General features: G+C 62.3%; 18 protein-coding genes. 8 read left to right on the top strand and 10 right to left on the bottom strand.

Annotation, left to right across the window (positions count from 1 at the left end; translation table 11 throughout):
* Positions 1-53 precede the first annotated feature (53 nt).
* Both AC788_RS20365 and AC788_RS20360 read left to right on the top strand, forming a co-directional pair.
* Positions 54-599, top strand: coding sequence for an ankyrin repeat domain-containing protein (locus tag AC788_RS20365; protein ID WP_049862349.1), 546 nt, complete (start codon positions 54-56; stop codon positions 597-599).
* A 419-nt stretch (positions 600-1,018) separates the two neighbouring features.
* Entirely contained in the window at positions 1,019-2,515 is a 1,497-nt protein-coding gene (locus tag AC788_RS20360) for an MFS transporter (RefSeq protein WP_049862348.1), read from the top strand.
* 110 nt (positions 2,516-2,625) lie between these two features.
* Here the strand turns inward: AC788_RS20360 and AC788_RS20355 are convergent, their stop codons facing one another.
* The 5 genes from AC788_RS20355 to lon form a co-directional block, all read right to left on the bottom strand.
* Positions 2,626-3,873 carry a ribonucleotide-diphosphate reductase subunit beta gene (locus AC788_RS20355; RefSeq protein ID WP_043184931.1) on the bottom strand — a complete coding sequence of 416 codons (1,248 nt, stop codon included), beginning with the start codon at positions 3,871-3,873 and terminating at the stop codon, positions 2,626-2,628.
* A 643-nt stretch (positions 3,874-4,516) separates the two neighbouring features.
* Entirely contained in the window at positions 4,517-5,473 is a 957-nt protein-coding gene (gene cmoB / locus AC788_RS20350; RefSeq protein ID WP_049862347.1) for a tRNA 5-methoxyuridine(34)/uridine 5-oxyacetic acid(34) synthase CmoB, read from the bottom strand.
* Positions 5,470-6,252: a carboxy-S-adenosyl-L-methionine synthase CmoA gene (gene cmoA / locus AC788_RS20345; protein WP_177327980.1), complete on the bottom strand. Its 783-nt coding sequence runs from the start codon at positions 6,250-6,252 to the stop codon at positions 5,470-5,472. Before cmoA ends, cmoB begins: the two co-directional genes overlap by 4 nt.
* A 160-nt stretch (positions 6,253-6,412) precedes the next feature.
* On the bottom strand, positions 6,413-6,805 hold the full coding sequence (locus AC788_RS20340; protein WP_049862345.1) for a protease inhibitor I42 family protein: 393 nt from the start codon (positions 6,803-6,805) through the stop codon (positions 6,413-6,415).
* 324 nt (positions 6,806-7,129) lie between these two features.
* Positions 7,130-9,550 (bottom strand): endopeptidase La, encoded by a 2,421-nt coding sequence (gene lon / locus AC788_RS20335; protein WP_049862344.1) that lies wholly within the window; start codon positions 9,548-9,550, stop codon positions 7,130-7,132.
* 170 nt (positions 9,551-9,720) lie between these two features.
* Between lon and AC788_RS20330 the strand changes: the two genes are divergently transcribed.
* From AC788_RS20330 to AC788_RS20315, 4 genes are read left to right on the top strand one after another with little or no spacing between them, the layout of a single operon-like run.
* Complete coding sequence (locus tag AC788_RS20330) at positions 9,721-10,395, top strand: methylamine utilization protein (protein WP_049862343.1); 675 nt, start codon at positions 9,721-9,723, stop codon at positions 10,393-10,395.
* Positions 10,379-12,739: a putative bifunctional diguanylate cyclase/phosphodiesterase gene (locus AC788_RS20325; RefSeq protein WP_049862342.1), complete on the top strand. Its 2,361-nt coding sequence runs from the start codon at positions 10,379-10,381 to the stop codon at positions 12,737-12,739. The genes AC788_RS20330 and AC788_RS20325 overlap by 17 nt, the downstream gene beginning before the upstream one ends.
* Before the next feature lie 4 nt (positions 12,740-12,743).
* Positions 12,744-13,604 (top strand): DUF3034 family protein, encoded by an 861-nt coding sequence (locus AC788_RS20320; protein WP_049862377.1) that lies wholly within the window; start codon positions 12,744-12,746, stop codon positions 13,602-13,604.
* Between the two features lies 1 nt (position 13,605).
* On the top strand, positions 13,606-14,031 hold the full coding sequence (locus AC788_RS20315) for a group I truncated hemoglobin (RefSeq protein WP_049862341.1): 426 nt from the start codon (positions 13,606-13,608) through the stop codon (positions 14,029-14,031).
* A 177-nt stretch (positions 14,032-14,208) separates the two neighbouring features.
* On the opposite strand, the gene AC788_RS20310 is transcribed toward AC788_RS20315, so the two are convergent.
* The 3 genes from AC788_RS20310 to AC788_RS20300 all read right to left on the bottom strand — a co-directional run bounded on the left by AC788_RS20310 (position 14,209) and on the right by AC788_RS20300 (position 20,365).
* On the bottom strand, positions 14,209-16,620 hold the full coding sequence (locus AC788_RS20310) for a glucose/quinate/shikimate family membrane-bound PQQ-dependent dehydrogenase (protein ID WP_049862340.1): 2,412 nt from the start codon (positions 16,618-16,620) through the stop codon (positions 14,209-14,211).
* A gap of 90 nt (positions 16,621-16,710) precedes the next feature.
* Positions 16,711-18,018, bottom strand: coding sequence for a carbohydrate porin (locus AC788_RS20305; protein WP_049862339.1), 1,308 nt, complete (start codon positions 18,016-18,018; stop codon positions 16,711-16,713).
* Between the two features lie 310 nt (positions 18,019-18,328).
* The gene (locus AC788_RS20300; RefSeq protein WP_049862338.1) at positions 18,329-20,365 is read right to left on the bottom strand and encodes a TonB-dependent receptor; all 2,037 of its coding nucleotides are present in this window, start codon (positions 20,363-20,365) and stop codon (positions 18,329-18,331) included.
* Between the two features lie 173 nt (positions 20,366-20,538).
* Here AC788_RS20300 and AC788_RS20295 point away from each other — a divergent pair, with 173 nt between their 5' ends.
* Together AC788_RS20295 and AC788_RS20290 are read left to right on the top strand one after the other, a co-directional pair.
* Positions 20,539-20,763 carry a VF530 family DNA-binding protein gene (locus AC788_RS20295; RefSeq protein ID WP_049862337.1) on the top strand — a complete coding sequence of 75 codons (225 nt, stop codon included), beginning with the start codon at positions 20,539-20,541 and terminating at the stop codon, positions 20,761-20,763.
* The gene (locus AC788_RS20290) at positions 20,760-21,401 is read left to right on the top strand and encodes a Pr6Pr family membrane protein (RefSeq protein WP_049862336.1); all 642 of its coding nucleotides are present in this window, start codon (positions 20,760-20,762) and stop codon (positions 21,399-21,401) included. The genes AC788_RS20295 and AC788_RS20290 overlap by 4 nt, the downstream gene beginning before the upstream one ends.
* Positions 21,402-21,431: 30 nt before the next feature.
* On the opposite strand, the gene AC788_RS20285 is transcribed toward AC788_RS20290, so the two are convergent.
* Both AC788_RS20285 and AC788_RS20280 read right to left on the bottom strand, forming a co-directional pair.
* Entirely contained in the window at positions 21,432-22,211 is a 780-nt protein-coding gene (locus tag AC788_RS20285) for a siderophore-interacting protein (protein WP_049862334.1), read from the bottom strand.
* An 84-nt stretch (positions 22,212-22,295) separates the two neighbouring features.
* Positions 22,296-25,394 carry a transglycosylase domain-containing protein gene (locus AC788_RS20280; protein ID WP_049862333.1) on the bottom strand — a complete coding sequence of 1,033 codons (3,099 nt, stop codon included), beginning with the start codon at positions 25,392-25,394 and terminating at the stop codon, positions 22,296-22,298.
* Positions 25,395-25,443 lie beyond the last annotated feature (49 nt).

The following is a 25,443-nucleotide window of genomic DNA, read 5'->3' as shown; positions in this document are numbered from 1 at the left end:
ATCCGATCACCGGCCGTGTAACAACGGTCGGTGATCTACAGGAGCAAAATCTCATGCGATATTTCATTCCCTGGATCTGCTCGGCGATGATGCTTTCAACAGCTGCCTTGGCCGATGACACACCGCCCCCCGATACCCGCCAGCAACTTCGTGAACTGTACTTCGACGCCGCACGTTCGGGCAGCACCGACCGTTTGGGCGCGTTCATCGAAGCGCATTATGACTTGGACACCCGCGATGAAAGTGGCTACACCGCATTGATTCTGGCGGCTTATCACGGCCAGACGGCGGCTGTGGAGCAGTTGCTGGCGGCCGGGGCGAATCCGTGTAGCCAGGATAAGCGTGGCAACACTGCGCTGATGGGGGCCATCTTCAAGGGTGAAGTGAGCATCGCCCATCGATTGCTCAAGGCAGACTGCGCGACGGATGAGCGAAACAACTCGGGGCAGACGGCGGCGATGTATGCGGCGCTGTTTCAGCGCAAGGATATTCTCGAGGCGTTGGCGGCGAAGGGGGCGGACCTGGATGCGCGGGATGACAGGGGGAATGATGCACGGTCGTTGGGGGAGGGGCGGTTTAGTTCGGCGCCGATACGCTGAGCTGTAGCGCTCGTTTAAGCTGAGCCACCTACGCTGCAATCCACCGTCAGTAGAGGGATTTACTGCTTCAAGCTGTTATGGACTCGGAGTCATCCGTACGAATGAGTCCGTATGAGTCGTGTGAAGATGAAGCACTCCCAAGTCACAAGCATTTTGCCAAGGCGCTCTACGGCGTCTGGCGATATGTAAAAGATCTCGCCAAGCCGGTCGTTTGCCAACTGCGTGCTGAGCAGCCGCCGTAAATCTTGACACAAACTTGATAGGCAAACAGTTGCGACCCCCGTGATCTGTCAGTAAGTTCGACCTCCCCACACCAAGGATGGTGTGAAATCAAACCGCATCACTGCGTCGGCCAATTTACGCCTAACTCAATGGCGAAGCCTGCGCCCGATACTTTGACGTTCAGGGAGAACCGATCAATGTCCCAAGCTCCAGGCCCGCTGTGGTCCATCATCACCAATCGCTTCAAACTCGCTGGACTGTTGATGATCCTTTTACCTGTGTTGCTCGTCACCCTGGACAACACCATCCTCAACTTCGCTCTTCCCAAAATCGCAGTTGCCCTTGGCCCTTCGGCTGCCGAACAGCTATGGGTAATCGACGCCTACTCGCTGGTGCTGGCAGGCCTTTTGATCACCATGGGTACTCTGGGCGATCGCGTAGGCTACCGTCGCCTGCTGTGTGTGGGGTGCACAGGTTTCGCGATTATTTCGATTGCTATCGTCTTCTCTAGGCAGGCTTGGCACCTGATCGCAGGTCGGGCAGTTCTGGGGTTGTTCGGCGCAATGATCCTGCCTGCCACGCTTGCCCTGATCCGGACCGTCTTCGATGACCGGGAGGAGAGGCGTATCGCCGTGGCGGCTTGGGCAACCTGCCTGACATTGGGAGCGGCTGCCGGTCCACTGCTCGGTGGCGTGCTGCTCCAGTTCTTCAGTTGGCAGTCGGTGTTTCTGGTTGCAGTGCCGTTTCTGCTGCCGATGTTGCTGCTTTCACCCATGATCCCAGAGTCCCCAAGGCAGGCCGGGTTGTCGATCGATTATGTGAGCATCCTGCTGAGTCTAGGTGCCATGACAGGCGTGATGCTTTCGCTCAAGCATTTAGCCACGGTAGGAGTAGATGCCTATGCCATTGTAGGTATGGTGGTAGGTCTTGGGACAGGCATCGCCTTTGTCCAACGCCAGAGGCGGCTGGAAGAGCCCTTGCTCGATCTGGAGCTGTTTGAATCGAGCACCTTCAGCGTGTCGATCACGGTCAATCTCGTCAGCCTGGGGGCGCTGATCGGGTTTCTCTTTTTCGCTACCCAACTGTTGCAACTGGTTCTGGGTCTATCGCCCATCGCTGCCAGCTTGATATTGGTGCCCGGTCAAGTCTGTGCCGTGGCCGCAGGACTCGCCATTGTGCCGATCGCGCAACGGGTGGCGCCGAATGTGGTGATACCCGCTTGTTTGTATGTAGTGGCGGGGGCGTTTGCAGTCATGGCGTTGTTCACTGCGACCGCACTGATTGTGGGTGTGGCTTTTGTGTTGCTGAATGCCGCAGTTGCGGCAATTACCAGCGTTTCCAACGACCTTGTTCTGAGCGCCGTGCCGGCTGACAAGGCAGGCAGTGCGTCGTCTGTAAGTGAGACGGCGTATGAGGTCGGGGTGGTGTTGGGGACGAGCTTGGTGGGAGGCGCCGTGGCTGCAGGGTATCGGTTGGATCTGGCGTTGCCCGAGGGGATTGAGGATGGGGCTATTGCAGCGACGTTGGGTGGTGCTCATTCACTTGCGCAGGATTTACCTGCTGAAGCAGGAGCGGTGTTAGCTGAGGCAGCGAATACTGCTTTCAGTGGAGGGGTAGCGGTGACCAGTGGTTTGGTGGCTGCATTGATCGTGTTGTTTGCCTTGTATGCCCGTTGGGGGTTGCGAAGGGCATGATTTCCCGAATCGGTTCCTGGGCTGGGTTACGATCACGAATCAACAGCTGTATCAGCTCTAGATCGTTTGAAGGTCGATAAGGCGTTTCTGCCTTATCGACTTTCCTAAATTCAATCCCAGCTCAACGCCCCACCCGTCTGATACTCAATAACCCGCGTCTCGAAGAAGTTCTTCTCCTTCTTCAAGTCCATGATCTCGCTCATCCATGGGAACGGGTTCGTGGTGCCTGGGTATTCTTCTTTCAAGCCAATCTGCGACAAGCGACGGTTGGCGATGAACTTGAGGTAGTCCTCCATCATCGCTGCGTTCATGCCCAGTACGCCGCGAGGCATGGTGTCGCGGGCGTATTCGATTTCCAGCTGGGTGCCTTGCAGGATCATCTGCGAGGCTTCTTCCTTGAGTTCGGCGTCCCACAGGTGTGGGTTTTCGATCTTGATCTGGTTGATCACGTCGATGCCGAAGTTCAGGTGCATGGATTCGTCGCGCAGGATGTATTGGAACTGTTCGGCGACGCCGGTCATCTTGTTGCGGCGGCCCATGGAGAGTATCTGGGTGAAGCCGCAGTAGAAGAAGATGCCTTCGAGTACGCAGTAGTAGCCGATCAGGTTGCGCAGCAGCTCTTTGTCGGTTTCGACGGTGCCGGTGTTGAATTCCGGGTCGGAGATTGCGCGGGTGTACTTGAGGCCCCAGGCGGCTTTTTTAGCGACCGATGGGATCTCGTGGTACATGTTGAAGATTTCGCCTTCGTCCATGCCTAGGGATTCGATGCAGTACTGGTAGGCGTGGGTGTGGATCGCTTCTTCGAAGGCCTGGCGCAGGATGTACTGGCGGCACTCCGGGTTGGTGATCAGGCGGTACACGGCCAGGGCCAGATTGTTGGCGACCAGGGAGTCGGCGGTGCTGAAGAAGCCCAGGTTACGCATGACGATGCGGCGTTCGTCGTCGGTCAGGCCTTCCGGATTTTTCCAGAGGGCGATGTCGGCGTTCATGTTGACTTCTTGCGGCATCCAGTGGTTTGCGCAGCCATCCAGGTACTTCTGCCAGGCCCAGTCGTACTTGAAGGGGACAAGTTGGTTGAGGTCGGCGCGGCAGTTGATCATGCGCTTCTCGTCGACGGCGACGCGGGCGGCGGAGCCTTCGAGCTCGGCCAGGCCTTCGGCGATATCGAGTTTGTTCAGGGCGGCCTTGGCGCGGGCTACGGCGGCGGAGTCGCTGGCGTGGGCGGCGCGGGCTTCCTGGGCGGCGGCACCGCCGGCGCTGTCGAGTTTGTCCATGGCAGCTTCGCTGGCGTGGCCGGCGTTGGCGCCTTTGGCGGGTTCGGCTGCGTCTTCTTTGTCGAATTCGTCCCAGCTCAGCATGGGGGAGGCTCCTGCTCGAGGCCGCTCGTGGCGGCTGATGAATTTGGAAATCTGATTGCCGGGGTTGCGTGGTGCAACCTGGCGTTACGTGCGTGTTGCGGCGCCGGGTCCAGGCTTTTTCAGCGTGGTGCCACAGCGTGGGCTATCAACGATCCGGTCGGAACGCGCTGAGGGACTCGCTTCGCGGTCGGGCTTCGGTCGATGGACTCGTGCCGGCTTCGATGTCGCGATGGGTCATGTCTCAGGTCCTTGAAGTGGGCGGCGATTATAGGGTTTTTTGCTTGCTCGTGTTCACGTGCGGACACAAAAAAATCGGTCGAAACTCGTATTTCTCAGGACTGTTGCGTTCACTGCCGGTGTGTAGGCAGTAACAGCCGCAACCTTACGAAAATCGCCTATGTGGTGGTTTTCGTAAGAAGTGGACACAGGATATAGGCTTGAGTTCGGCTTGGAAACCCGACTGGCTGTTCAGAAAATAGCCAGATTTTCCCATGGGTGGGCTCAAGTCCTTGCCCTGCCTGCCTTCCGCGAAATGCAACCCTTCAGGATTTTTTTGTGGTTCTGTGAAGGAGTCGATGAGCGGCAGGGAGGCAAGTGCGACGGGGTTTGTTCACCGTTCATTCGCCTGTTCCAGCCTGGACCTTTATTTACGGGCAGTGATCACCGCCCGCATCGGCGCGGGCAGGCCTTCGACGGTTTTGCTGTGGTCGTTCGGATCGAGGAAGTCGCTCAGTGACTGGAACTTCATCCATTCGGTGCCGCGCTGCTCGGCGACCGTGGTGATGCTCACGTCCACGCATTTCACGTCGCTGAAGCCGGCGCGGCGCAGCCACAGTTCCAGGGCGGGCACGGAGGGGAGGAACCAGACGTTGCGCATCTGCGCGTAGCGGTCTTCGGGCACCAGGACCTGATGCACGTCGCCGGGAACGACCAGGGTTTCCAGGACCAGTTCGCCGCCTTTGACCAGGCAGTCCTTGAGCGCCAGCAGGTGCTCGATGGGAGAGCGGCGGTGGTAGAACACACCCATGGAAAACACCGTGTCGAAACCTTCGAGGCCGGCGGGCAGGTCTTCGAGGGCGAAGGGCAGGTGCCAGGCGGGCAGGTCGGGCAGGTAACGCTGCACCGCCTGGAACTGGCAGAAGAACAGCCAGTTGGGGTCGACGCCGATGACGGTGTCTGCGCCGGCCCCGAGCATGCGCCATTGGTAGTAGCCGTTGCCGCAGCCGACGTCGAGGACCCGTTTGCCGCGCAGGTCGAGGTGCGGGGCGACGCGCTCCCATTTCCAGTCCGAGCGCCATTCGGTGTCAACGTGGACGCCGAACAGGTCGAACGGGCCTTTGCGCCAGGGTGACAGGCCCATCAGGGCAGCGCGCATCTGGTCGTGGGTGGCGGCGTTGTCTGCGCAGTCCAGGCGCAGGCCGTTGACCAGGTCGATGTCGCAGGCGGTGACCGGGGGCAGGGCATCGAGGGCGCTCTGCCAGCGTTGCAGGTCGCCGTGACCTTTTTCCATCTTGGTGTCGAGCTGGGCTTGCAGGCCATTGGCCCAGTTGGCCAGCGGGGTGTTGGCCAGGCGGCGGACGAGCGGGGACAGGTCAATCATGGCAGGGCGATCATCGAGGCGAAGTTGAGGCATTGGAACCAGGGCACGACCTTGCTGAAGCCTGCGGCAAGCAGGCGATCGCGGTTTTCTTCGAGGCTGTCGGGTTTCATGACGTTTTCGATGGCGCTGCGTTTCTGCGCTATTTCCAGGTCGCTGTAGCCGTTGGCGCGTTTGAAGGCGATGTGCAGGTCGGTGAGCAGGTCGTGTTGTTGGTCGTCTTCGAAGCGCAGCTTTTCCGAGAGGATCAGTGCGCCGCCGGGCACCAAGGCCTGGTGGATGCGGGTGAGCAGTTCCAGGCGCTGGGCCGGGGGGATGAACTGCAGGGTGAAGTTGAGTGCGATCACCGACGCCGGTTTGAAGTCCAGGGCCAGGATGTCGCCCTCGATGACGGTGACCGGCAGCAGTTCCTGGAACATGGAGTTCTGCGCGTTGAGGTATTCACGGCAGCGCTCGACCATGGCCTGGGAGTTGTCGATGGCGATCACCTGGCAGCCTTCGGTGCGCACGTGCCGGCGCAGGGCCTGGGTGACGGCGCCCAGCGAGCTGCCCAAGTCGTAGAGGGTGGTGTTGGGCTGGGCGAATTGCGCCGCGAGCACGCCGAGGTTTTCCACGATGGTGGGGTAACCGGGCACCGAGCGTTTGATCATGTCCGGGAACACGCGCACCACGTCTTCGTTGAAGGCGAAGTCGGGGACCTGGCTCAGGGGCTGGGCGAATAGGCGGTCGGGCTCTTTGCTCACGGGGCGATCCAGGCGGGTTGCGGGAAAACGGGGCGGCATTTTAGCGGATGTGGGGCGGGGGTGCATTTTTTGTGGGGTGCAGTGTGGTTTTTTGCGCCCTGAGGGGATCCGTAGGAGCGGTCATCGGCCGCGAAGGGATATCGCGGGGTGACAGAGGTACCGAGGTAGCCAGTTCGCGGCCGATGACCACTCCTACGGGTTACTTGACGGTGATGTCGCAGCTGAAGGTTTCAGCGGGCGGGACTTCCGGGGCCCAGGGTTGTTGCAGCACGAGCATCAGGTGGCCATCACCTGGCGCGCGTGCCTGGAAGCGCCAGGTGGATTGCCCGGCGGCACCGATCACGCCGGTTTCCCGAGCGCTGCTGTAGACCTCCGGGCCCAGGCTGCGCAGGACGCTGGCACCGGGGTTCTGTACCAGCCAGCGGTAGCCGGTGCTGGGGTTGGTGGGCAATTGCAGCGTGATGGTCTGGCCGACGCTGAGGGCAACCGGGCACTGGCTCTGGTCTTCCAGTTCGATGTTATGCCGTGGTTGCTGGGCGCAGGCCGTAAGCAAGGTGAGGCTGGCGGGCAGTATCAGGCGGACGACGGACATGGTGGCTCCGAACGGACGAGGATGGGGCAAGCATAACCCAGTTCATCGAATGTGCAGGCGTCAGGCACCCGAGCCGCGTTTGAGAAGATTGCGGTGCGTTCGGTGGGGCGGCGGTGGCCCCGGACGCGGCTCGCGCCGCTGCTACAGGGGATTGTGGTGTGGGGAGGCGTAGCCACCGCGCGCGCCGCGTCAGGACGCGAGGGGTGTGGCGGATGAGGCCGTTGTAGCAGCGGCGCGAGCCGCGTCGGCGGTAGATAAAGTAGGTTTGAAGGGACGCGATGCCCCCTGACGCGGCTTGCGCCGCTGCTACAGGGGGTGGATGGGTTAGAAGAGAATCTTGGCGACGTCGGCAAAACGTTTGGCGAAGTGCACGGTGATGCCCTGCTTTAGGTAATCCGGCAGCTCTTCGAAGTTGCCTCGGTTGGGCTCTGGCAGAATCAATTCCATGATCTTCTGGCGCCGTGCAGCAATGACTTTTTCGCGCACGCCGCCGATTGGCAGGACGTGCCCGGTCAAGGTCAGTTCGCCCGTCATGGCCACGCCTTTCTTCGGCGCCTGATCGCGGGCCAGGGACAGCAGGGCGCTGGCCATGGTCACTCCCGCACTCGGACCGTCCTTGGGCGTGGCGCCCTCAGGCACGTGCAGATGCACGAAGGCTTCGTCGAAGAACTTGGAATCGGCGCCGAACTGCGCAAGGTTGGAGCTGATGTAGCTGTAGGCGATTTCCGCCGACTCCTTCATCACCTCGCCCAGTTGCCCGGTGAGCTTGAAACCGCGGTTCAGGGTATGGATGCGCGTCGCCTCGATCGGCAAGGTCGCGCCACCCATGCTGGTCCAGGCCAACCCGGTAATCACGCCTTTGCCCGACAGCACCTGCTCGCTGCGGAATACCGGCATCCCCAGAGAAGCTTCAAGGTCCTTGGGCACCAGTTTGATCGGCACATCGGGTTTGTCGATCAATTGCACGACTGCCTTGCGCACCAGTTTGCCCAGCTGTTTCTCCAGCTGGCGCACGCCGGCCTCGCGGGCATAGCCCTCGATGACGGTGCGCAGGGCGCTATCGCTGATGGTCAGGCGATTTTTGTCGACACCTGCCTTGGCCAGCTGCTTGGGCCACAGGTGACGCTTGGCGATCGCCATTTTCTCTTCGGTGATGTAGCCGGACAGGCGGATCACTTCCATGCGGTCGAGCAGCGGGCCGGGAATGGAATCCAGGGTGTTGGCGGTGCACACGAAGAGCACCTTGGACAGGTCCAGGCGCAGATCCAGGTAGTGGTCGAGGAAGTCGACGTTCTGCTCCGGGTCCAGGGTTTCCAGCAGTGCCGACGCCGGGTCGCCCTGGAAGCTCTGGCCCATCTTGTCGATTTCGTCGAGCATGATCACTGGGTTCATCACCTCGACGTCCTTGAGCGCCTGCACCAGCTTGCCCGGCTGGGCACCGATGTAGGTGCGGCGGTGGCCCTTGATTTCGGCCTCGTCGCGCATGCCGCCAACGCTGAAGCGATAGAACGGTCGGCCCAGCGACTCGGCGATGGACTTGCCGACGCTGGTCTTGCCCACGCCTGGCGGACCGACCAGCAGCACGATGGAACCGCTGATTTCACCTTTGTAGGCGCCCACGGCAAGGAATTCGATGATGCGTGTCTTGATGTCATCCAAGCCGGCGTGGTGCTGGTCGAGCACCTTGCGCGCATGCTTGAGGTCCAGCTTGTCCTTGCCGTAAACACCCCATGGCAGGGCTGTGGCCCAGTCCAGATAGTTGCGTGTGACGGCGTACTCGGGCGAACCGGTTTCCAGAATCGACAGTTTCTGCACTTCCTCGTCGATGCGCTTCTGCGCCGCGGGCGGTAGGGTCTTGTCCTGCAGGCGCTGCTGGAACTGCTCGACGTCGGCACTTCGATCGTCCTTGGTCAGGCCCAGCTCCTGCTGGATGACCTTGAGCTGTTCCTTGAGGAAGAACTCGCGCTGGTGCTCGCCGATCTTCTTGTTCACCTCGGCGGAGATTTCTTTCTGCAGACGCGCGACTTCGACTTCCTTGCGCAGCATCGGCAGGACTTTTTCCATGCGTCGCAGCATCGGCACGCAGTCGAGCACGCCTTGCAGCTCGTTGCCCGTGGCAGAGGTGAGCGCGGCGGCAAAGTCGGTCAGCGGCGAGGGATCGTTGGGGCTGAAGCGGTTGAGGTAATTCTTCAGCTCTTCGCTGTACAGCGGGTTGAGCGGCAGCAGCTCCTTGATGGCGTTGATCAGCGCCATGCCATAGGCCTTGACCTCGTCGGTGGGCTCGATGGGCTGCTGCGGGTACTCGACCTCCACCAGATAGGGCGGACGGTGATGCTTGAGCCAGGTGCGGATGCGCACGCGCGACAGACCTTGCGCGACGAACTGCAGCTTGCCGTTTTCGCGGCTGGCGTGGTGGATCTTCACCAGGGTGCCGTACAGCGGCAGGCTGGAGGTATCGAAATGACGGTGGTCGTCGGGCGGGGTGTCCATGAAGAACAGCGCCAGCGAGTGGTGTTCGGTGTTGGCGACCAGGTCGAGGGTTTCCGCCCACGGCTCTTCGTTGACGATGACCGGCAGCACCTGCGCGGGGAAGAACGGACGGTTGTGGATCGGGATGACGTAGACCTTGTCCGGTAGGTTCTGCCCAGGCAGGGCCAGTTCGGTGCTGGAGTGGGTCGAGTGCTCGATGTGCTCGTTGTCCAGATGTTCGGACGGATTCTCGTTGGATTCCTGCTGGTCGCTCATGGGGCACCTGCGTCAATGACTATGCTGCTTAGATGGGGCAGGGCACGACTGGTTTCAATGGCGGCACTGAAGCTTTGCGGCGGGCGGCCGATAAGGGTTGTAACCGGGCTTGTAACCGGCGCAGGCCGAACGCGACGGCAGGCAACATTTCCATTCGTCAGGTAGATTTCATGCTCAGGTTAGGCGCCTTGCTCAGCGGTTTGGTCTTCAGTACCTGGGTCGGCGCTGCCTCGTTCGAGGCACGGATCGTTCAGGCCGATGGCGCACCTCTGGCCGACGCGGTGCTCAGCCTGTCCGGTGGCCCGGCTGCCGTGGGCTCCAGAAAGGCCACGGCGATCATGGACCAGCGTGCGCAGAAGTATCTGCCGCACGTTTTGGCAGTGGCCACGGGCACGTCGGTGTCGTTCCCCAACAACGACAACATCCGCCATCAGGTGTATTCCTTTTCACCGGCCAAGCGCTTCGAATTGCGTCTGTACGAAGGCACGCCGAGCCAGCCGGAGTTGTTCGACAAGCCGGGCGTCGTGGTGCTGGGCTGCAACATTCACGACTGGATGCTGGGCTATGTCTACGTGACCGAGGATCCCTGGTTCGCCGTCAGTGATGAACAAGGGCGCGTGCGTTTCGATCAATTGCCTGCGGGCCACTACCAAGTGAGTCTGTGGCATCCGCGCAGTGCAGATGCCCACGTGCAGCAGACAGGAAAACTGGACATGACGACGACGGACATGACGCAGCGCTACACCCTGACGGTCGAAGCGACGGCGGACGACGCGGTGCAGGAACCGGCGACCAGCCCATTCAGTGAGGCATTCAAAAAGGCTGCCGGTGAAGCTGCGCACTAGTTTCCAGGCGCGTATCGCCTGCGTCCTGATCCTGCTGCTGTTGGTAGTGGTCGGGGCGTTGACCGTGGCCGTCAAAGTGGCCACCAATGACGCCGTGCGTGCCCAGGCCCGCGATCAGCTGCAGGTGGGCACGCGGGTGTTCGAGCGGTTGCTGGACATGCGCGGGCGTCGTTTGCGCGACGGCGTACAGTTGCTGGCGGCGGACTTTGGTTTCCGCGATGCGGTGTCCAGCGGCGATTCGGCCACCATCCGTTCGGCTCTGCAGAACCAGGGTGCACGTATCGGTGCCACCGACATGTTCGTGCTGGACATGGACGGCCGGGTCCTGGCCAGTACGGTCGATCAGGTCCCCACCGGCAGCGTGTTTCGCTACGACACGGCGCTGCGCGAACTGCGCCGCAGCAATCAATCGGTACTGTTCGTGCCGTTGCAGGGGTTGCCGCACCTGCTGGTCGAGGCGCCGGTGCTGGCGCCGTTGCCGATCGCACGCGTGGTGATGGGCTTCAGCATGGACGTGGCCCTTGCCCGGGAGCTGAATTCCCTGACCAACCTGCAGGTGTCTTTTCTCAGCAGCGAGGCGGGCAGAGCCGGCGAGCTGGTCAGCACCCAGCCGGCAGAGCTGGCCGCCAGCATCGCCCAGTGGATGCAGATCAATGAATCGGCGGCGCAACGCATTTCCTTGTCCGAACACGAGGAACGTACCTACCTGAGCCAGCCGTTGCTGCTGGCCAGCAGCGGCGGTGCCGAGGGTGAGCGGGTGATGGCGCTGCTGCAGAGTCCGCTGGACGAAGCCATGCGCCCGTTCATGGCGCTCGACCGCAATATCTTCGGCATTGCCCTGGCGGCATTGCTGGCCTCGCTGGTGGGCGCGCTGTTGCTGGCGCGCAGTGTCTCGCTGCCGCTGCAAAGCCTGGCTCGGGCCGCGGGGCGCATCGGCCATGGTGACTACCAGACCGACGTGCCGCTGGATCGTACCGACGAGCTGGGCGTGCTGGCCCAGGCCATCGGCCGTATGCAGGCCGGGATTGCCGAGCGCGAGCAGCGACTGGCGCACAACGCCCTGCACGACGCTCTGACCGGACTGCCCAATCGCGCATTGGCCATGGAACGGCTCGGCAGCGCGATTGCCGCCGACCGCCCGATCGCGCTGCTGTCCGTCGGTATCGATAACTTGCGTGAACTTAGCGAAAGCGGCGGCCCGACCTTTGTCGACAAGCTGCTCCAGCAAGTCGCGCAGACCCTGCTGGAACTGGTACGGCCCGGCGACACGGTGGCACACCTGATCACCGACGAATTTCTCCTGCTGCTGGAAAACGTCGACAGCGACAGCGCCGTGGCGGTGGCCGACAAACTGCAACAGGTGTTGCTGCAGCCTCATCGTTTCGGGGGGCACGACGTGGCGATCGACTGCCGCATCGGCATCGCCGCCTTTCCCGCCGACGGCTTGAGTGCCGAAGAATTGCTCGCGCGCTCGGCCATTGCCATGCGCGACGCCGCCGACATGCCGGGGCGCCTGCAGGTGTATCAGCACGGCCGGGACCTGGCGCACCAGCGTCAGGTGCGCCTGATCCGCGACCTGCGCCGCGCGGCGGCGAACAACGAGTTGTCCCTGCACTACCAGCCCAAGCTGGACCTGCGCGACAAGCAGGTCCGTCAGGCCGAAGCCTTGCTGCGCTGGCAACATCCGCAACTGGGCAACGTCTCGCCCGGTGAGTTCATCGAACTGGCCGAGCGCACCGGCAGTATCCAGACCCTGACCCGTTGGGTCATCGAGGAAGGCATTCGGCAGTTGAGCGAGTGGAACGCCCGCGGCCTGGTCGTGCAGCTGTCGCTGAACATTTCCGCGGACGATCTGCTCGGAGCCGATCTGCACGAGCGTGTCCTGCGTCTGCTCGATCTGTACGGCATATCAGCCGAGCAGTTGATCTTCGAGATCACTGAAAGCGCAATCATGCGTGAGCCGGAAAAAGCCTTGAAGGTGCTCAACAGCCTGCGCGACAGCGGTATCAGCCTGTCGGTCGACGACTTCGGCACCGGCTATTCGTCATTGGCCCACCTCAAGCGTTTGCCGGTGCAGGAGCTGAAGATCGACCAGTCGTTCGTGCGTAACCTGGATGAGACCAGCGAGGATGCGGTGATCGTGCGTTCCACCATCGAGATGAGCCATAACCTGGGCCTCAAAGTCGTGGCCGAGGGCGTGGAATACGAACACAGCCTGCGTCTGCTGGAGCGCTGGAACTGCGATACCGCCCAAGGCTATCTGATCAGCCGACCTTTGACTGCGGCTGCCTTCGAAGCCTGGATGCAGCCTCCTTTGCCCACCTCGACTGCCGTTGTTCACTGAGGTCATGATGCGAAAAGCCCTGTTGTTGTGCTCGCTGGCCCTGTGTTGGCAGCCTTCTGTTCATGCCAGTGAAGGCCGCCTGCTGGCGACCGGCGGTGCCAGCAGTATCGACGGGGCTGCGGGCGGCGGCATCACGCCTTGGGCGGCACTGTCCGGTTACGGCGAAGAAGGCGAGTGGGGCGCAACGGCGTTCGCCACGCGCGTGGACCTGCCTGACTACCGGCTGGACGTAGCCGGCATGGCCGCCAGCTATGGGAATCGCATCGAATTTTCCTACGCCAGGCAACGCTTCGACCTGGGCTCGCTGGTGCACAAGCTGGGGCTGCCCGAAGACAGCCTCAGTCAGGATGTGTTTGGCGTGAAGGTGCGCTTGTTCGGCGATCTGATCTACGACCAGCTGCCGCAAGTGGCGCTGGGTCTGGCGTACAAGCGGCAGAAGGATTTTCTCATCCCCAGTCTGGTCGGCGCGCAGCGTGACGAAGATGTCGAGGGCTACCTGACGGCTAGTCGCCTCTTCATGGGCGCGGCGTTCGGCTACAACCTGCTGGTCAACGGCGGTGTGCGCTACAGCCGCGCCAACGAACTGGGCCTGCTGGGTTTTGGTGGCGACCGGCGTGACGGCCGCAGCCTGTTGAAAGAGGGGTCGGTGGCCGTGCTGTTCAACCCGCGCTGGGCACTGGGTGTGGAGTACCGGGAGAAGCCGGACAACCTGTCGTTCGCCGGTGAAAGCGATTGGGCGGATGTGTTCCTGGGGTATTTCCCCAACAAGCATCTGGCGATCGTGCTGGCCTATGCGCGGCTGGGTGAAATCGCCACGCTGGATAACCAGAACGGTACCTACCTGTCCGTGCAGGGGAGTTTCTGAGATGCGCCTTCATGTGCTGGGCATGGCCCTGTTGCTGGGTGCTTGCGCGGGCCAACAGCAGCCAGCGAGTGACGACAGCCTGTACCAGGCCCTCGGCGGCAAGCCGGGGATCAGCCGGATCGTGGAAGGAATGTTGCTGAACGTGGCCCGGGACGAGCGGATCGTCGCGCACTTTCGCAACGTGAACATCGAGTTGTTGCGTCGGCAATTGATTGACAGGTTCTGCGTCGAGGCGGGTGGGCCGTGCACCTACACCGGCGATGACATGGCCGAGGCGCACAAGGGGCAGAACATCAGCCGAAGTGAGTTCAATGCGCTGGTGGAGGATCTGATCAAGGCCATGGAAGCGCAGGGAGTTCCGGTGCCGGCGCAGAATCGGCTGCTGGCCAGGCTGGCGGCGCAGCGGGGGGAGGGGATTGATAAGTAAGGGGTGTCAGTGAAGCCCTATTCGGGGCCCTATTCGCCGCCTAACGCGCAAGCCCGCTCCCACAGGTTTTGCTTCTTACCCAGCTATGTGGGAGCGGGCTCTGCCCGCGAATAGGCCTCCACTGACCCCCCTCAAAAAAAACGGCTCCCGAAGGAGCCGTCTTACGTTACGCCAGCATCACTTGCTTTCAGGCAATGCAAACGCCATCACGTAGTCACCCTGCTTGGTGCCCAGCGAGCCATGCCCGCCGGCAACCACCACTACATACTGACGACCGTCCTTGCCGGTGTAGGTCATCGGGGTGGTCTGCGCGCCCGCTGGCAGGCGGCCTTCCCACAATTGCTTGCCGTTACGGATGTCGTAGGCACGCAGGTACTGGTCAAGCGTACCGCTCAGGAACGACAGGCCACTGGCGGTGGTGAACGTACCACCCAGGCTTGGCACGCCCATGGTCAACGGGATCGGCACAGGCGAGCTATCGCGCACGGTACCGTTCTTGTGTTTCCAGATGGTCTGGTGCGTGGTCAGGTCGACCGCCGCAACGTAGCCCCAGGCCGGAGCCTGGCACGGCAGGCCCATCGGCGACAGCAGCGCTTCCAGGATCACGCCATAAGGTGCGCCCTTGTTCGGCTGCACGCCTTCGGTTTCGCTCTTGCGACCTGGGCCGCCGGCCACTTCTGCAGCAGGCACCAGCTTGGAGCGGAAAGCCATGTAGCTTGGGTTGACGAAGGCCACCTGGCGTACTGGGTCGACCGACAGGCCACCCCAGTCGAACACACCGAAGTTGCCTGGGTAAACCAGAGTGCCCTGCAGCGAAGGCGGCGTGAACGGACCTTCATAGCGCAGCGACTTGAAGTCGATCCGGCACAGCATCTGGTCGAACGGCGTCACGCCCCACATGTCGCGCTCTTGCATCACTGGCGGCATGAAGTTGAGGTCGGACTTGGGTTGGGTCGGCGAGGTGCGGTCGCCTTCCACCGCGCCCTGTGGCACCGGTACTTCGTGGATCGGCACGATTGGCTCGCCGGTCAGGCGGTTCAGCACGTAGATACTGCCCTGCTTGGTCGAGGCCAGCACGGCAGGCTTCACGCCATCGGCGGTCTTGAGGTCCATCAGAGTCGGCTGGCCGCCGACGTCCATGTCCCACAGGTCGTGGTGGGTGAACTGGTAGGTCCACTTCACATGGCCGGTGTCGATGTCCAGCGCGGTCAGGCCGGCGCTGTATTTTTCCGACTCGGGGGTACGGTTGCCGCCCCACTGGTCAGGCATCTGGTTGCCCATGGGCAGGTACAGCATGCCGTTCTTTTCGTCGACGCCGAACATGGACCACATGTTCGGCGAGTTGCGGGTATAGGTCTGGCCAGGGGCAATCGGCGTGGTGTCGTCAGGGTTGCCGCTGTCCCAGTTCCATACCAGGTGACCATCGTGCACGTCGTAGGCGCGGATCACGCCCGAAGGCTCGTCCACCGACACGTTGTCGGTCACGTGGCCGCCGATCACGACCAGATTCTTGGTCACGGCCGGTGGCGAGGTGGAGTAGTAGCCACCAGCAGCGAATTCGCCGATGTTGGCGCGCAGATCGATCTGGCCTTTGTCACCGAAGTCTTCGCACATCTTGCCGGTATCGGCGTTCAGGGCGATCAGACGGGTGTCGGCGGTCGGCACGAAAATGCGTTTCGGGCAGGCAGTCGGCGCAGCGGCAGGTGCGCTGGCGTCGGTGACCGGGCTGGCGGCAGCGTAGGCTGCGTCATCGTGATACGACACGCCACGGCAGGTCATGTGCGCCCAGCCCTTGAAGTTCGGCGCGTTTTGCGTGCTGATCTTCGGGTCGAAACGCCAGATTTCCTTGCCGGTGTCCGGGTCCAGGGCGATGACCTGGCTGTGCGGCGTGCACACGTACAGCATGCCGTTGACCTTGAGCGGAGTGTTCTCCGCAGTGGTCTCGCCCGGATCGTTCGGGCCGGGGATGTCGCCGGTGCGGTAGGTCCAGGCCGGGGTCAGCTTGCTGACGTTGTCCGGGGTGATCTGCGCCAGGGGCGAGTAACGGTCACCATGGGCACTGCGGCCATAGGAGTTCCAGTCGCCGTCCGGCATGGCCGGCGCGGTGTTCGGCATGTTGGCGGTTTCACGGTCCAGCTCGCCCTTGATTTCACCAGGGTTGGTGAACTGGCTGGCCAGTGCGCAGAGACCGGCCAGGACCACGGCGATGCTCAACGCAGCCGTAGCCTTGGGTGCAGGCTGGCGCAGCAGTGGCTTGCGGAACCAGGGCAGCAGCAGGACCACGCCCAGGGCAAACCACAAGGCCAGGCGTGGCACCAGTTGCCACCAGTCCAGACCCACTTCATACAGCGACCAGATAGTGCTGGCGAACAGTACCGCTGCATACAGACCGATCGCCGAGCGACGGCCTTGAAGCAGCAACACGCCGGTGAAGCCCACGCCGATACCGGCGATCAGGTAGTACAGCGAGCCACCCAGAGTGGCGAGTTTGATACCGCCGGCCAGCAAGGCCAGGCCCATCAGCAGCATTACGATACCCAAGATATTGGGCAGTAGACGCGACCGACGCGGTGCACCGTCAGTGCTCATAGTGAAGAATCTCCATTGTGTTCGTGCGGTTTTTTAATATTCGAATGTCAAGTTTGGATTGTTTACAGATATTGCGAGTCACGTTTAGTTTCAGAATGACGCTTGAATCTTCAGTCCGCCGATCAGTGCATCGTCGATGTGACTGACACCGCCCGGATGACGGATGTATTGCAGGTTCGGTCGCAGCACCAGCCAGTTGGTCATGTGAACCCCGTAATAGAGCTCGGCGCTGTACTCGGTGTCCTGGATCGGCAGGTAGGCGGCATTGTTATAGTCGCTGACTGCAAGCGTGCGGTTATGCCACTCGGCGTTCTTGCGATAGGCCGGATTGACATGAACGCGGGCCACGGCAAAACCGATGTCATCGCGAGCGCGCGCATCGAACAGGCCTTTGTAGACGATGCCGCCTTGGACGTAGTTGTCGATGGCATTGGTCTTCTTGTCATGCACGGTGGCATTGGCGAACACGCTCAGGCCGCGCGAGTTGTCGCTGGCGACGCTGGTCAGCTGTTGTTGGGCGCCCAGCCAGAAACCGTGGCGGCTGGATGCGCTGCGGTAGTCCTGGCCGGTGATCGCGGCAGGCTGACCGCTGCGGTCCTTGTAGACGTCGTCGGCGTCCGCCGTGCTGTAGTAGTAGCCAGCGCGGTACTCGCCCGGCAGCCCGGCGAGGGTCGGCTTCCAGATCAGCTCGACCGGCAGCATGGCGCCTTCGGTACCGCTGCCGCTGAGTTTGAAGCCGTTGTCGTTTTCCAGGTTCGAAGGGTTTTGCTCGAAGATGCCGACCTGGGCGTACAGCTCGGGCGTGATGTTGTATTTGACGCGCAACGCCCACTGGCTCACCGGCCAGTTGTACCAGACACTGCCGACCCAGTTACCCACTTGCGAGCCACAGAACGCCAGGTTCTGGAAGTCGCACGGGAAGCTGTTGAACTCTTCGCCTTCACCGAAGCGACCGGCCTTGATGTCCAGGCGCTGGTCGAAGAACTTCTGCTGGTACCACAGTTGGGTAATGCGCGTGATGTTGCCACGCCCCCAGACTTCCTGAGCCGAAGTGAAACCGCCGACACGCGGATCGTTGATCCGGTCATTGCTGATGTTGTCGCCGTTGCGATCGGTCAACGTGAGCTGAAACTCGGCGTTGTGCCAACCGAGGATCTTCGCCAGGTCCATGTGCACGCCCAGTGCGAACTGGTCGCTGTAGCGTGTGGCGTGGTCATGGTTATAGCCGCCATGCAGGTTGCTGCCGACTTCGCCGGTGTAGTCGAGCTTGAAGTCGTAACCTTTGGCGGACAGGTCGCCGCGGGTGCCGTTCCAATCGCCGAACATGAAGGGTGACTGGGCATCGAACGCGGGCGTGGCCAAGGCGTCCGGGGCGGCGCTCAGGGTACTCATGGCCATTAAAGCGGTGAACGGCAAAAACGCCCGAGGGCGTGAAAGGGCAGTTGAAGGCATTGGAAAAGAGTTCTTCTGGTAAGTCCGAAGCTGTTCGAGAAGCGCTTCGTTATTTTTCGGAAGTTAAACGTTTCAGTTTGTTGCGGCGGGAGGATATAGATCGAGCACGCGGTTTTAAAGCCGGGTTTGGAAGAGGGTTAGTTGCCGAAACTGCAACAGTGCGACGCTCTGCCGCAGGGCCTGGGCCAGGCGGCGTTGGAATCGATCCGCTGCAGTCGGCCGGAAATGGGCCCGAAGGCAGCGGCGTGTAAAGCGGTCAAAAGGTTGTACGCAGTCCCACTTGCACACTGCGGCCCTGGGCCGGCGCGATATCGCGCAGGATCGAACTGGCGTAGCGCACGGTCTGGTCAGTGAGATTCTCGCCCTTGACGAACGCCAGCCACTGGCTGCCCCCGATGTCGAAGCGATAACCAGCGCTGGCACCCAAGGTGGTGTATCCGCGGGTGGTACTTTCGTTATCCGGCACCTTGTGCTGCGCGCTGGCGTGTTCGACGTCCAGCCGCGCCTGCCAGCGATCCTTTTCCCATAGCAGCCCGCTGTTCAAGCGAAGCGGGGCGATACGCGGCAAGTCTTCGCCGGTGTCCAGGTTCTTCGCACGGGTGTAATCGCCCGACAGCTCCAACGCCCAGTTGCCGTAGGCATTTTGTGCCAAGGTCCAGCGATCCTGTGCCTCGATGCCGCTGAAACGTGCACGCACGCCGGAATAGGTGTACTCGGGGATGCCGTCGACGTCTTCTTCACCTTCATCGTCAAGCGTGCGGCCGGTGCCCAGCAGTCCGATGTAGTTGGAGAAATGGCTATAAAACACGCCCACGCTGCCTTTGTGGGTACCGTTGTCGAAACGCAGCGCCAGATCGCTCGACACTGCCTTCTCCTTGCTCAGCCCAGCATCACCTACCTCGTAGGTGCCAGTGGCCACATGCGCGCCGTTGGCATACAGCTCATAGAAGGTCGGAGCCCGTTCGGTGTAGCCCAAGGTCGCGGCCAGCGACCAGACGGGCGTCAAGGTGTACACCGCGCCTGTCGAAAGGCTCCCGGCAGTGAAGCTGCTGGCATTGTCCGCTGTCAGGAAGCGCTCGTTCCCGGCAGCGTCCGGGTCGACCCGGGTATGCTCCAGACGACCGCCCAGGCTCAGTTTCAAACGCTCGGTGGCCTGCCAGTCTTCCAGCACGAACAGCGCCAGGGCGTCAGTGTCGGTCTTGGGCACGAACGCTTCTTCGCCCAGCGCCTGGAACTGGCTGCGGTTGACCTGAGCGCCGATCACCCCTTCCAGTGGACCGATTGGCCGGTGGCGGGCTTCGATCCTGGCTTCGTAACCCTCGTTCTTGAACGTGGTACCGACTTCACCGCCTTCGATCTCGCGGTGTTCGTAGTCGGTATAGCCGGCATTCAGTTTCACCGAGCTGATCGGTCCTTCCAGGTCGCGGATTTCCGAAGCGAATGCATACTGATCCTGCTGCATGCGGATGCGCACGTCGTCTTCCGCCGGCGAGCCGTAATTGGAGTCGTAATTGCTGTAGGAAAGCCCGGCATAACCGTGGTCCCAGGTGTAGGAACCGCCCACTGCTCCGCCGTCCTGACGTCCATCACTGTTGTCGAGCCGGTGCTTGCCACCGTTCTCGTCGGTGTCTTCGCTGGCGCGTTGACGGCTGCTATGGGCGTAGCCAGGAATGCGCAGGTCGTTGAATTCACGTGCGCTGGCGTCCAGATGCAGAGCGAAGGTACCGTTGCCGGCCTCCAGCTTGCCAGCGCTGCTACGGGTTATGTCGGCTCCGCCGTAGCGCAGTTCACCGGCACCTTGGATGCCTTCGATCGCCTCGGTTGGAATGCGGTTATCGAAGCTGTTGACGACTCCGCCAATGGCATTGCCGCCATACAGCAGAGCGGCCGGGCCACGAACGATCTCGATGCGGTCGGTATTGACGGGGTCCAGGGGGACCGCATGGTCATACGACAGCGACGAGGCATCGAGCGCGCCGACCCCGTTGCGCAGAATGCGAATGCGGTCGCCATCCAGCCCGCGAATGATTGGACGGCTCGCACCGGGGCCGAAGTAGGAAGACGACACGCCTGGTTGGTTGTTCAGTGTTTCGCCCAGGCTGCCTTTCTGTGCCAGCGTCAGGCGATCGCCTTCCAGCACGGTGGTGGGCGAAGCCAATTGCGCGTTGCCCAACGGATTGGCGGTGATGACTTGGGGTTGCAGATCCAGGGCATAGGCCGGTGAGGCGATGAGCAATGCGGCGGCCAGGGGCGTCAGCCCTTTGAAAGAGGGGCGGGTGGTGACGGCAAACATCTTCGAGTCCTTGAGGTGTTACGAAATGTTAGCGTTATAACATAACATTAATAATTGCATCCGCCAGCCTTTTTCCAGCAAAGGGGCGGGGCGCCCCTGCAATTAACGCTTCCCGACATCTTGCCCGTTGGTTAAGGTGCGCACCTTCTGCCCCGCCGTTCCTGGAGCCTGGCATGCATGAACCCACACACAACCCCCTGCACGGCGTGACGCTGGAGCAGATCCTCAATGCGCTGGTGGCGCATTACCAATGGGAAGGGTTGGCGCAGCGTGTCGACATCCGCTGCTTCAAGAGCGATCCGAGCATCAAGTCGAGCCTGACCTTTCTGCGCAAGACACCTTGGGCGCGGGAAAAGGTCGAGCGGCTGTACGTGCAATTGCAGCGCGGCAAGCGTTGATCCGCGCCGAACGCCCTCTGGTCGTGCTCGCGGCGGCCACTACCTGGTTCGCCCTGGCGTTGCAGTTGTACCTGGTGCTTTGGTCGCGCTGGCAGATCGAAGCGAGTCTGCTCGGGGGGCTGGTGCATTTTTTCAGTTTCTTCACCATCCTCACCAATACCGCAGTGGCCGGCGTGTTGACTGCCCACGTGTCGAAGCGCGATTCGCTATGGCGTCGGCTCTGCCTGCGGCCAGCGGTGAGCAGCGGGGTACTGGTCAGCATCGTGGTGGTGGGTGTCGCCTATAGCCTGTTGCTGCGCAACCTGTGGCAGCCCGAGGGCTGGCAATGGCTGGCCAACGAGTTGCTGCACGATGTGCTGCCGGTGGCGTTCGTGGTGTATTGGGCGTGTTGCGTGCCAAAAGGCACGCTGCGCCTGCGGCACGTGGCGGTCTGGGCGATCTACCCTGTGGTCTACTTCGCCTACCTGTTGCTGCGTGGACACAGCATCGGCGTGTATCCCTATCCGTTTCTGGATGTCTCGAAACTGGGCATGGGCCAGGTATGGCTGAACGCACTGGGGGTGCTACTGGCCTTCATCGGCTGCTCCGCGCTGGTGCTGGTGATAGACCGCTGCTGGGGGCGCGCAGGCGCGCGCTAGGCGCCCGCGCAAGTACCCCTGGCGACAGTCTCACTCGCTGTCGTCGCCCTCATGACGCCAGTAACCGGCGGCCTTGATCTGCTCCTCGCTCAACTTGTGGTCGTCCAGCAGCACGCGCCGCAACTTGCGTGACAGCCCAGCCTCGGTCGCGATCCAGCCATAGACCACGCCGTCGGGCAGGCGCATGTCCTTGACGGTCTGCAGCAGGTCGCCCTGGTGCCGGTCGACCCAGATCACGTCGAAGGCCGCCGCGCTGTCGAACGACTGCTGCTCCTGAGCGTTCTCCACTTCGATGACCAAGAGGGCGCGGCGGTTGCCCGGCAGCTCTTCCAAGCGTCGAGCCATGGCCGGGATGGCGGTTTCGTCGCCGATCAACAGGTAGGCATCGAACACATCCGGTACGTGCATCGAACTGCGGGGACCGCCGATGTGCAGGAATTGCCCTGGCTCGGCCTGGGCCGCCCAGGTGGCCGCGGGACCGTCGCCATGCAGGACGAAGTCGATGTCCAGCTCGCCAGCCGCAAGGTCGATGCGCCGCGGGGTGTAGTCGCGCATCTCGGGCTTGGCGCCTTCGGGCGTGGGCGCACCGAGCACCATGGTGTCGAGCGCCGCCTGCTGCTCCGGGGTGGTGGCGAACATCAGCTTGATGTGGTCATCGCAGCCTTCGCTGACGAAACCGGCCAGCTCCGGACCGCCGAGGGTGATGCGCCGCATGCGCGGGGTCAGTTGCGCCACGCGCAGCACCTGCAGGCGGCGACGTTTGATCTCGTGCATGACGCGCTGAATACCGAACGGATTTTCTGCCTTCATTGCGAGGGGCTCCTGGGCCGATAGGGGGCTATCGATATAGCTTATTACGCGGCCACACGCGAGTCGATGAATTCGCAGTTCCGTTCAACGCGCCGCCTGCAAAGGCGCATTGCACTGTGTATGAACCCCCGGCTGCAGGTAGGGCGTCAGGATCGGCGCCATGCCCTTGAGCACCTGCACCGGCAGCGCCGAGGTGAAGCGAAAGCCCTCGGCGGCCTTGCCCGGTACGAAGGCGGTCAGGGTGCCGAAATGGTTTTCGCCGATGAAGAACACGAAGGTCGCGGTACGGTTGATCGCCTTGGAGCTGATCACCCGGCCTCCGGCGCCGAAGCTTGCGATGCGGTTGTCACCGGTGCCGGTCTTGCCACCCATCACCAGCGCAGTGCCGTTATCGGTCTTGAAACTGCCGGATACGCGCCGCGCAGTGCCGGCGTCCACCACCTGCGACAAGGCTTCGCGCATGGCCGCCGCGACCTCGGCAGGCAGGACCCGCTTGCCCCGGTCCGGGTCACTGATCACCCGTGTGTCATAGGGGGTGTCGGCGGCGAAATGCAGGGTGTCGATGCGCACGGTGGGCAACTTGATGCCGTCGTTCTGAATGATGCCGATCAGCTCGGCCAACGCTGCGGGACGGTCACCCGAACTGCCGATGGCGGTTGCCAGCGAGGGCACCAGATGATCGAACGGATAGCCCACGCGCTGCCAGCGCTGGTGAATATCGGTAAAGGCTTCGATCTCCAGCATGGTGCGGATGCGGTTATCGCGGGCGCGCTTGTGGCGGCTGTTGAACAGCCAGCCGTAGACTTCCTGACGCTCGAAGCGGCTGGCCGCACTCGCTTCGCCGAAATTCGCCTCCGGGTGATTGAGCAGGTAGCCCAACAGCCACAGGTCCAGTGGATGGACTTTGGCGATATAGCCTTGATCCGGCAGGTTGTAGCGGCCAGGGCCATAGCTGACGTACATCTCGTTCAGGCGCTTGTCGGTGACGCTGTCGCTCTTGCTGTGCTCGCGCACGAAGCGATCGAAGGATGCCTGCGTCGCGTTGGGGTAGAGGTAGCGGTGCACGGCGGCCAGGCGCTGCGGGGTCGGGCGCATGCCGTCGAGAAAGGTTTCCAGGCGTTGCTCGGTGCTCTTGCGCTGGTACTTCTTCCAGAACCGCTTGAGGAATTCGGTGCCTTCGCGGTCGGCGAAGCGTGCCAGGTATTCCTGCCGACGCGGATCGTCATCGTCCTTGAGCAACTGGCCGCTGTTGCCCGGCGCCGAGTAGGTGCTGTAGCGCACCAGGTCGCGCATCAGGCGAATGAAGGGCAGGTTGATGGACTCCTGCAGCGCTTCCTTGAGCGTGGGAATACGGCCGTTGTCCTCGCGGCGAAAGTTGCCGAAGGTATGAATCCCGCCGCCGGTGAAGAAGCTTTCGGCCGGGCTTGCCGAATACTTGCGCTCCAGGGCTGCGGCGAGCAGCGTCCGTGCGTCCATGCCCGGGTTCTGGATCAGGGTATCGAGCACCCAGCGCGACAGCCGATCGGCATCCTCGATCTTCACCTGGCGCAGTTGCGCGGGCGTCTGCCCGGCATAGCGTTCATGCAGTTCGTGGATGATTTCCAGGTAGGTGGTCAGCACGCGCATTTTGGCGGTCGAGCCCAGCTCCAGCTTGCTGCCTTCGTTGATGTCGAATGGCTGGTCGGTGTTGTCGGTCTGTACCCGCACGCGCGAGCCGTCAGCCGTGCGCTCGAAGAGGGTGAAGCTGTAGCTCACTTCACGGGTGCTCGCCGGGGTCAGCAGGCGCTCGCCGATCAGGCCGATCTGCTGGGCGAAGGCCGGGTCGGCGAGTTGGCGCAGGTAGTCGCTGGCCTGTTTCTGCAGGTCGGCATTGAGGGTCGTGGTGGCTGAAAGATCCAGACGGTCGAGGTCGTACAGCGGCCGGTCGAGCATGGACGATAGGCGATTGCGTACCACGCTGATGCCCTTGTTCGACTCGTTGGGTTGCCAGGTCGGCTCCTGCACCCAGTCGCGGTAGATGACCTGGCTGGCCAGCGCGGCGGCTGCCAGGGTCGGATCGACGATGCCATTGGCGGCGAGCAGGCGAATGTGACTGTCGGTCAGCTCGGCGAGGTCGTCATGGCCCTTGTTGAGAAAGTACGACGGCCGACGCTGGGCGATCATCAGCGACAGCACCTGACGCAGGGCCAGGCCGCGCGCGGCCTCGCTGGCAGGGTCGGTGGTGGTGCTGGCAAGCGCGCGGTTGACCTGCTCGAAATCGGCGCCGTACCAGACCCGCAGGCCTTCGGCCATGCCATGTACCTCACCGTGGCCGGGCACCGCCGACAGCGGCACGCTGTTGAGGTAGTCGCGCACGATGCGCTGACGCGCTTCCAGCGTCTGCGGACCGCCTTGATAGGCCCGCACACTGGCCGAAATCATCTGACGGATCTTCTCCGGCCCCGAGCCGGTCAGGCCGTCGGGCGAATGGCGGTACTTTTCCAATTGCGTGGCGAGGGTACTGCCACCGGCCGACTGCCCAGGCAGTGCGAACATCCGCGCCACTTGCGACCAGGCCGCCTTGGCGAAGCGCGGCCAATCCACAGCCGGGTTGAGCAGCGGTTCGGGACTGTCGAGCAGGCCGCGGTTTTCGACGAACAGCAGGCTGTCGACCATCACCGGTGGTATCTGGGCGAATTCGGTGTAGAGCTGCTGCGGGTAGCGATACAGGTACAACGGATCGCCCCGGCAATCGGTGATCACCAGCCCGGCCTGGGATTTTTCCTGGTAGGGCACGAACAGGTCGTGCCCGGCGTAGCTCATCAAGGCTGGCGAGAACTGGGTCTGCCGTTCGATCACATAGTTGCGCTTGAGCAGGCGCGGCAGGAAGTCGCCCAGCGCGCTGTAGCCCAGACGCTTGTCGAACGGGCCGGCGCCCGGGTAGACGATGGCCTTGCTCGGTCCCGGCTGCACCTCATAGGTCAGCGAGTTCGCCCAGCGACTGAACTCGCGCGCCTGCAGCCGCGAAGTGCGCATCTCGGCATACAGCGCGTACGCCAGCGCGGCGATCGTGATCACGACCAACAACCAGAACAGACGCCGCCACAAGTGACGTTGACGTGGGCTATCTGGCAATGGCGACGGATCAGGACTCGTAGCGTTGGCTGCAGTCTTGTCAGGTTCGGTTTGCCACAGGACGCCCATAGATATTCACACCGGTCACGGAAAATTCATCGCACCTGGAGCAAGTCTA

It is taken from the genome of Pseudomonas sp. RIT-PI-a, assembly GCF_001187875.1.
Taxonomy (GTDB): domain Bacteria; phylum Pseudomonadota; class Gammaproteobacteria; order Pseudomonadales; family Pseudomonadaceae; genus Aquipseudomonas; species Aquipseudomonas coleopterorum.
This window is presented reverse-complemented; position numbering and strand designations above follow the sequence as displayed.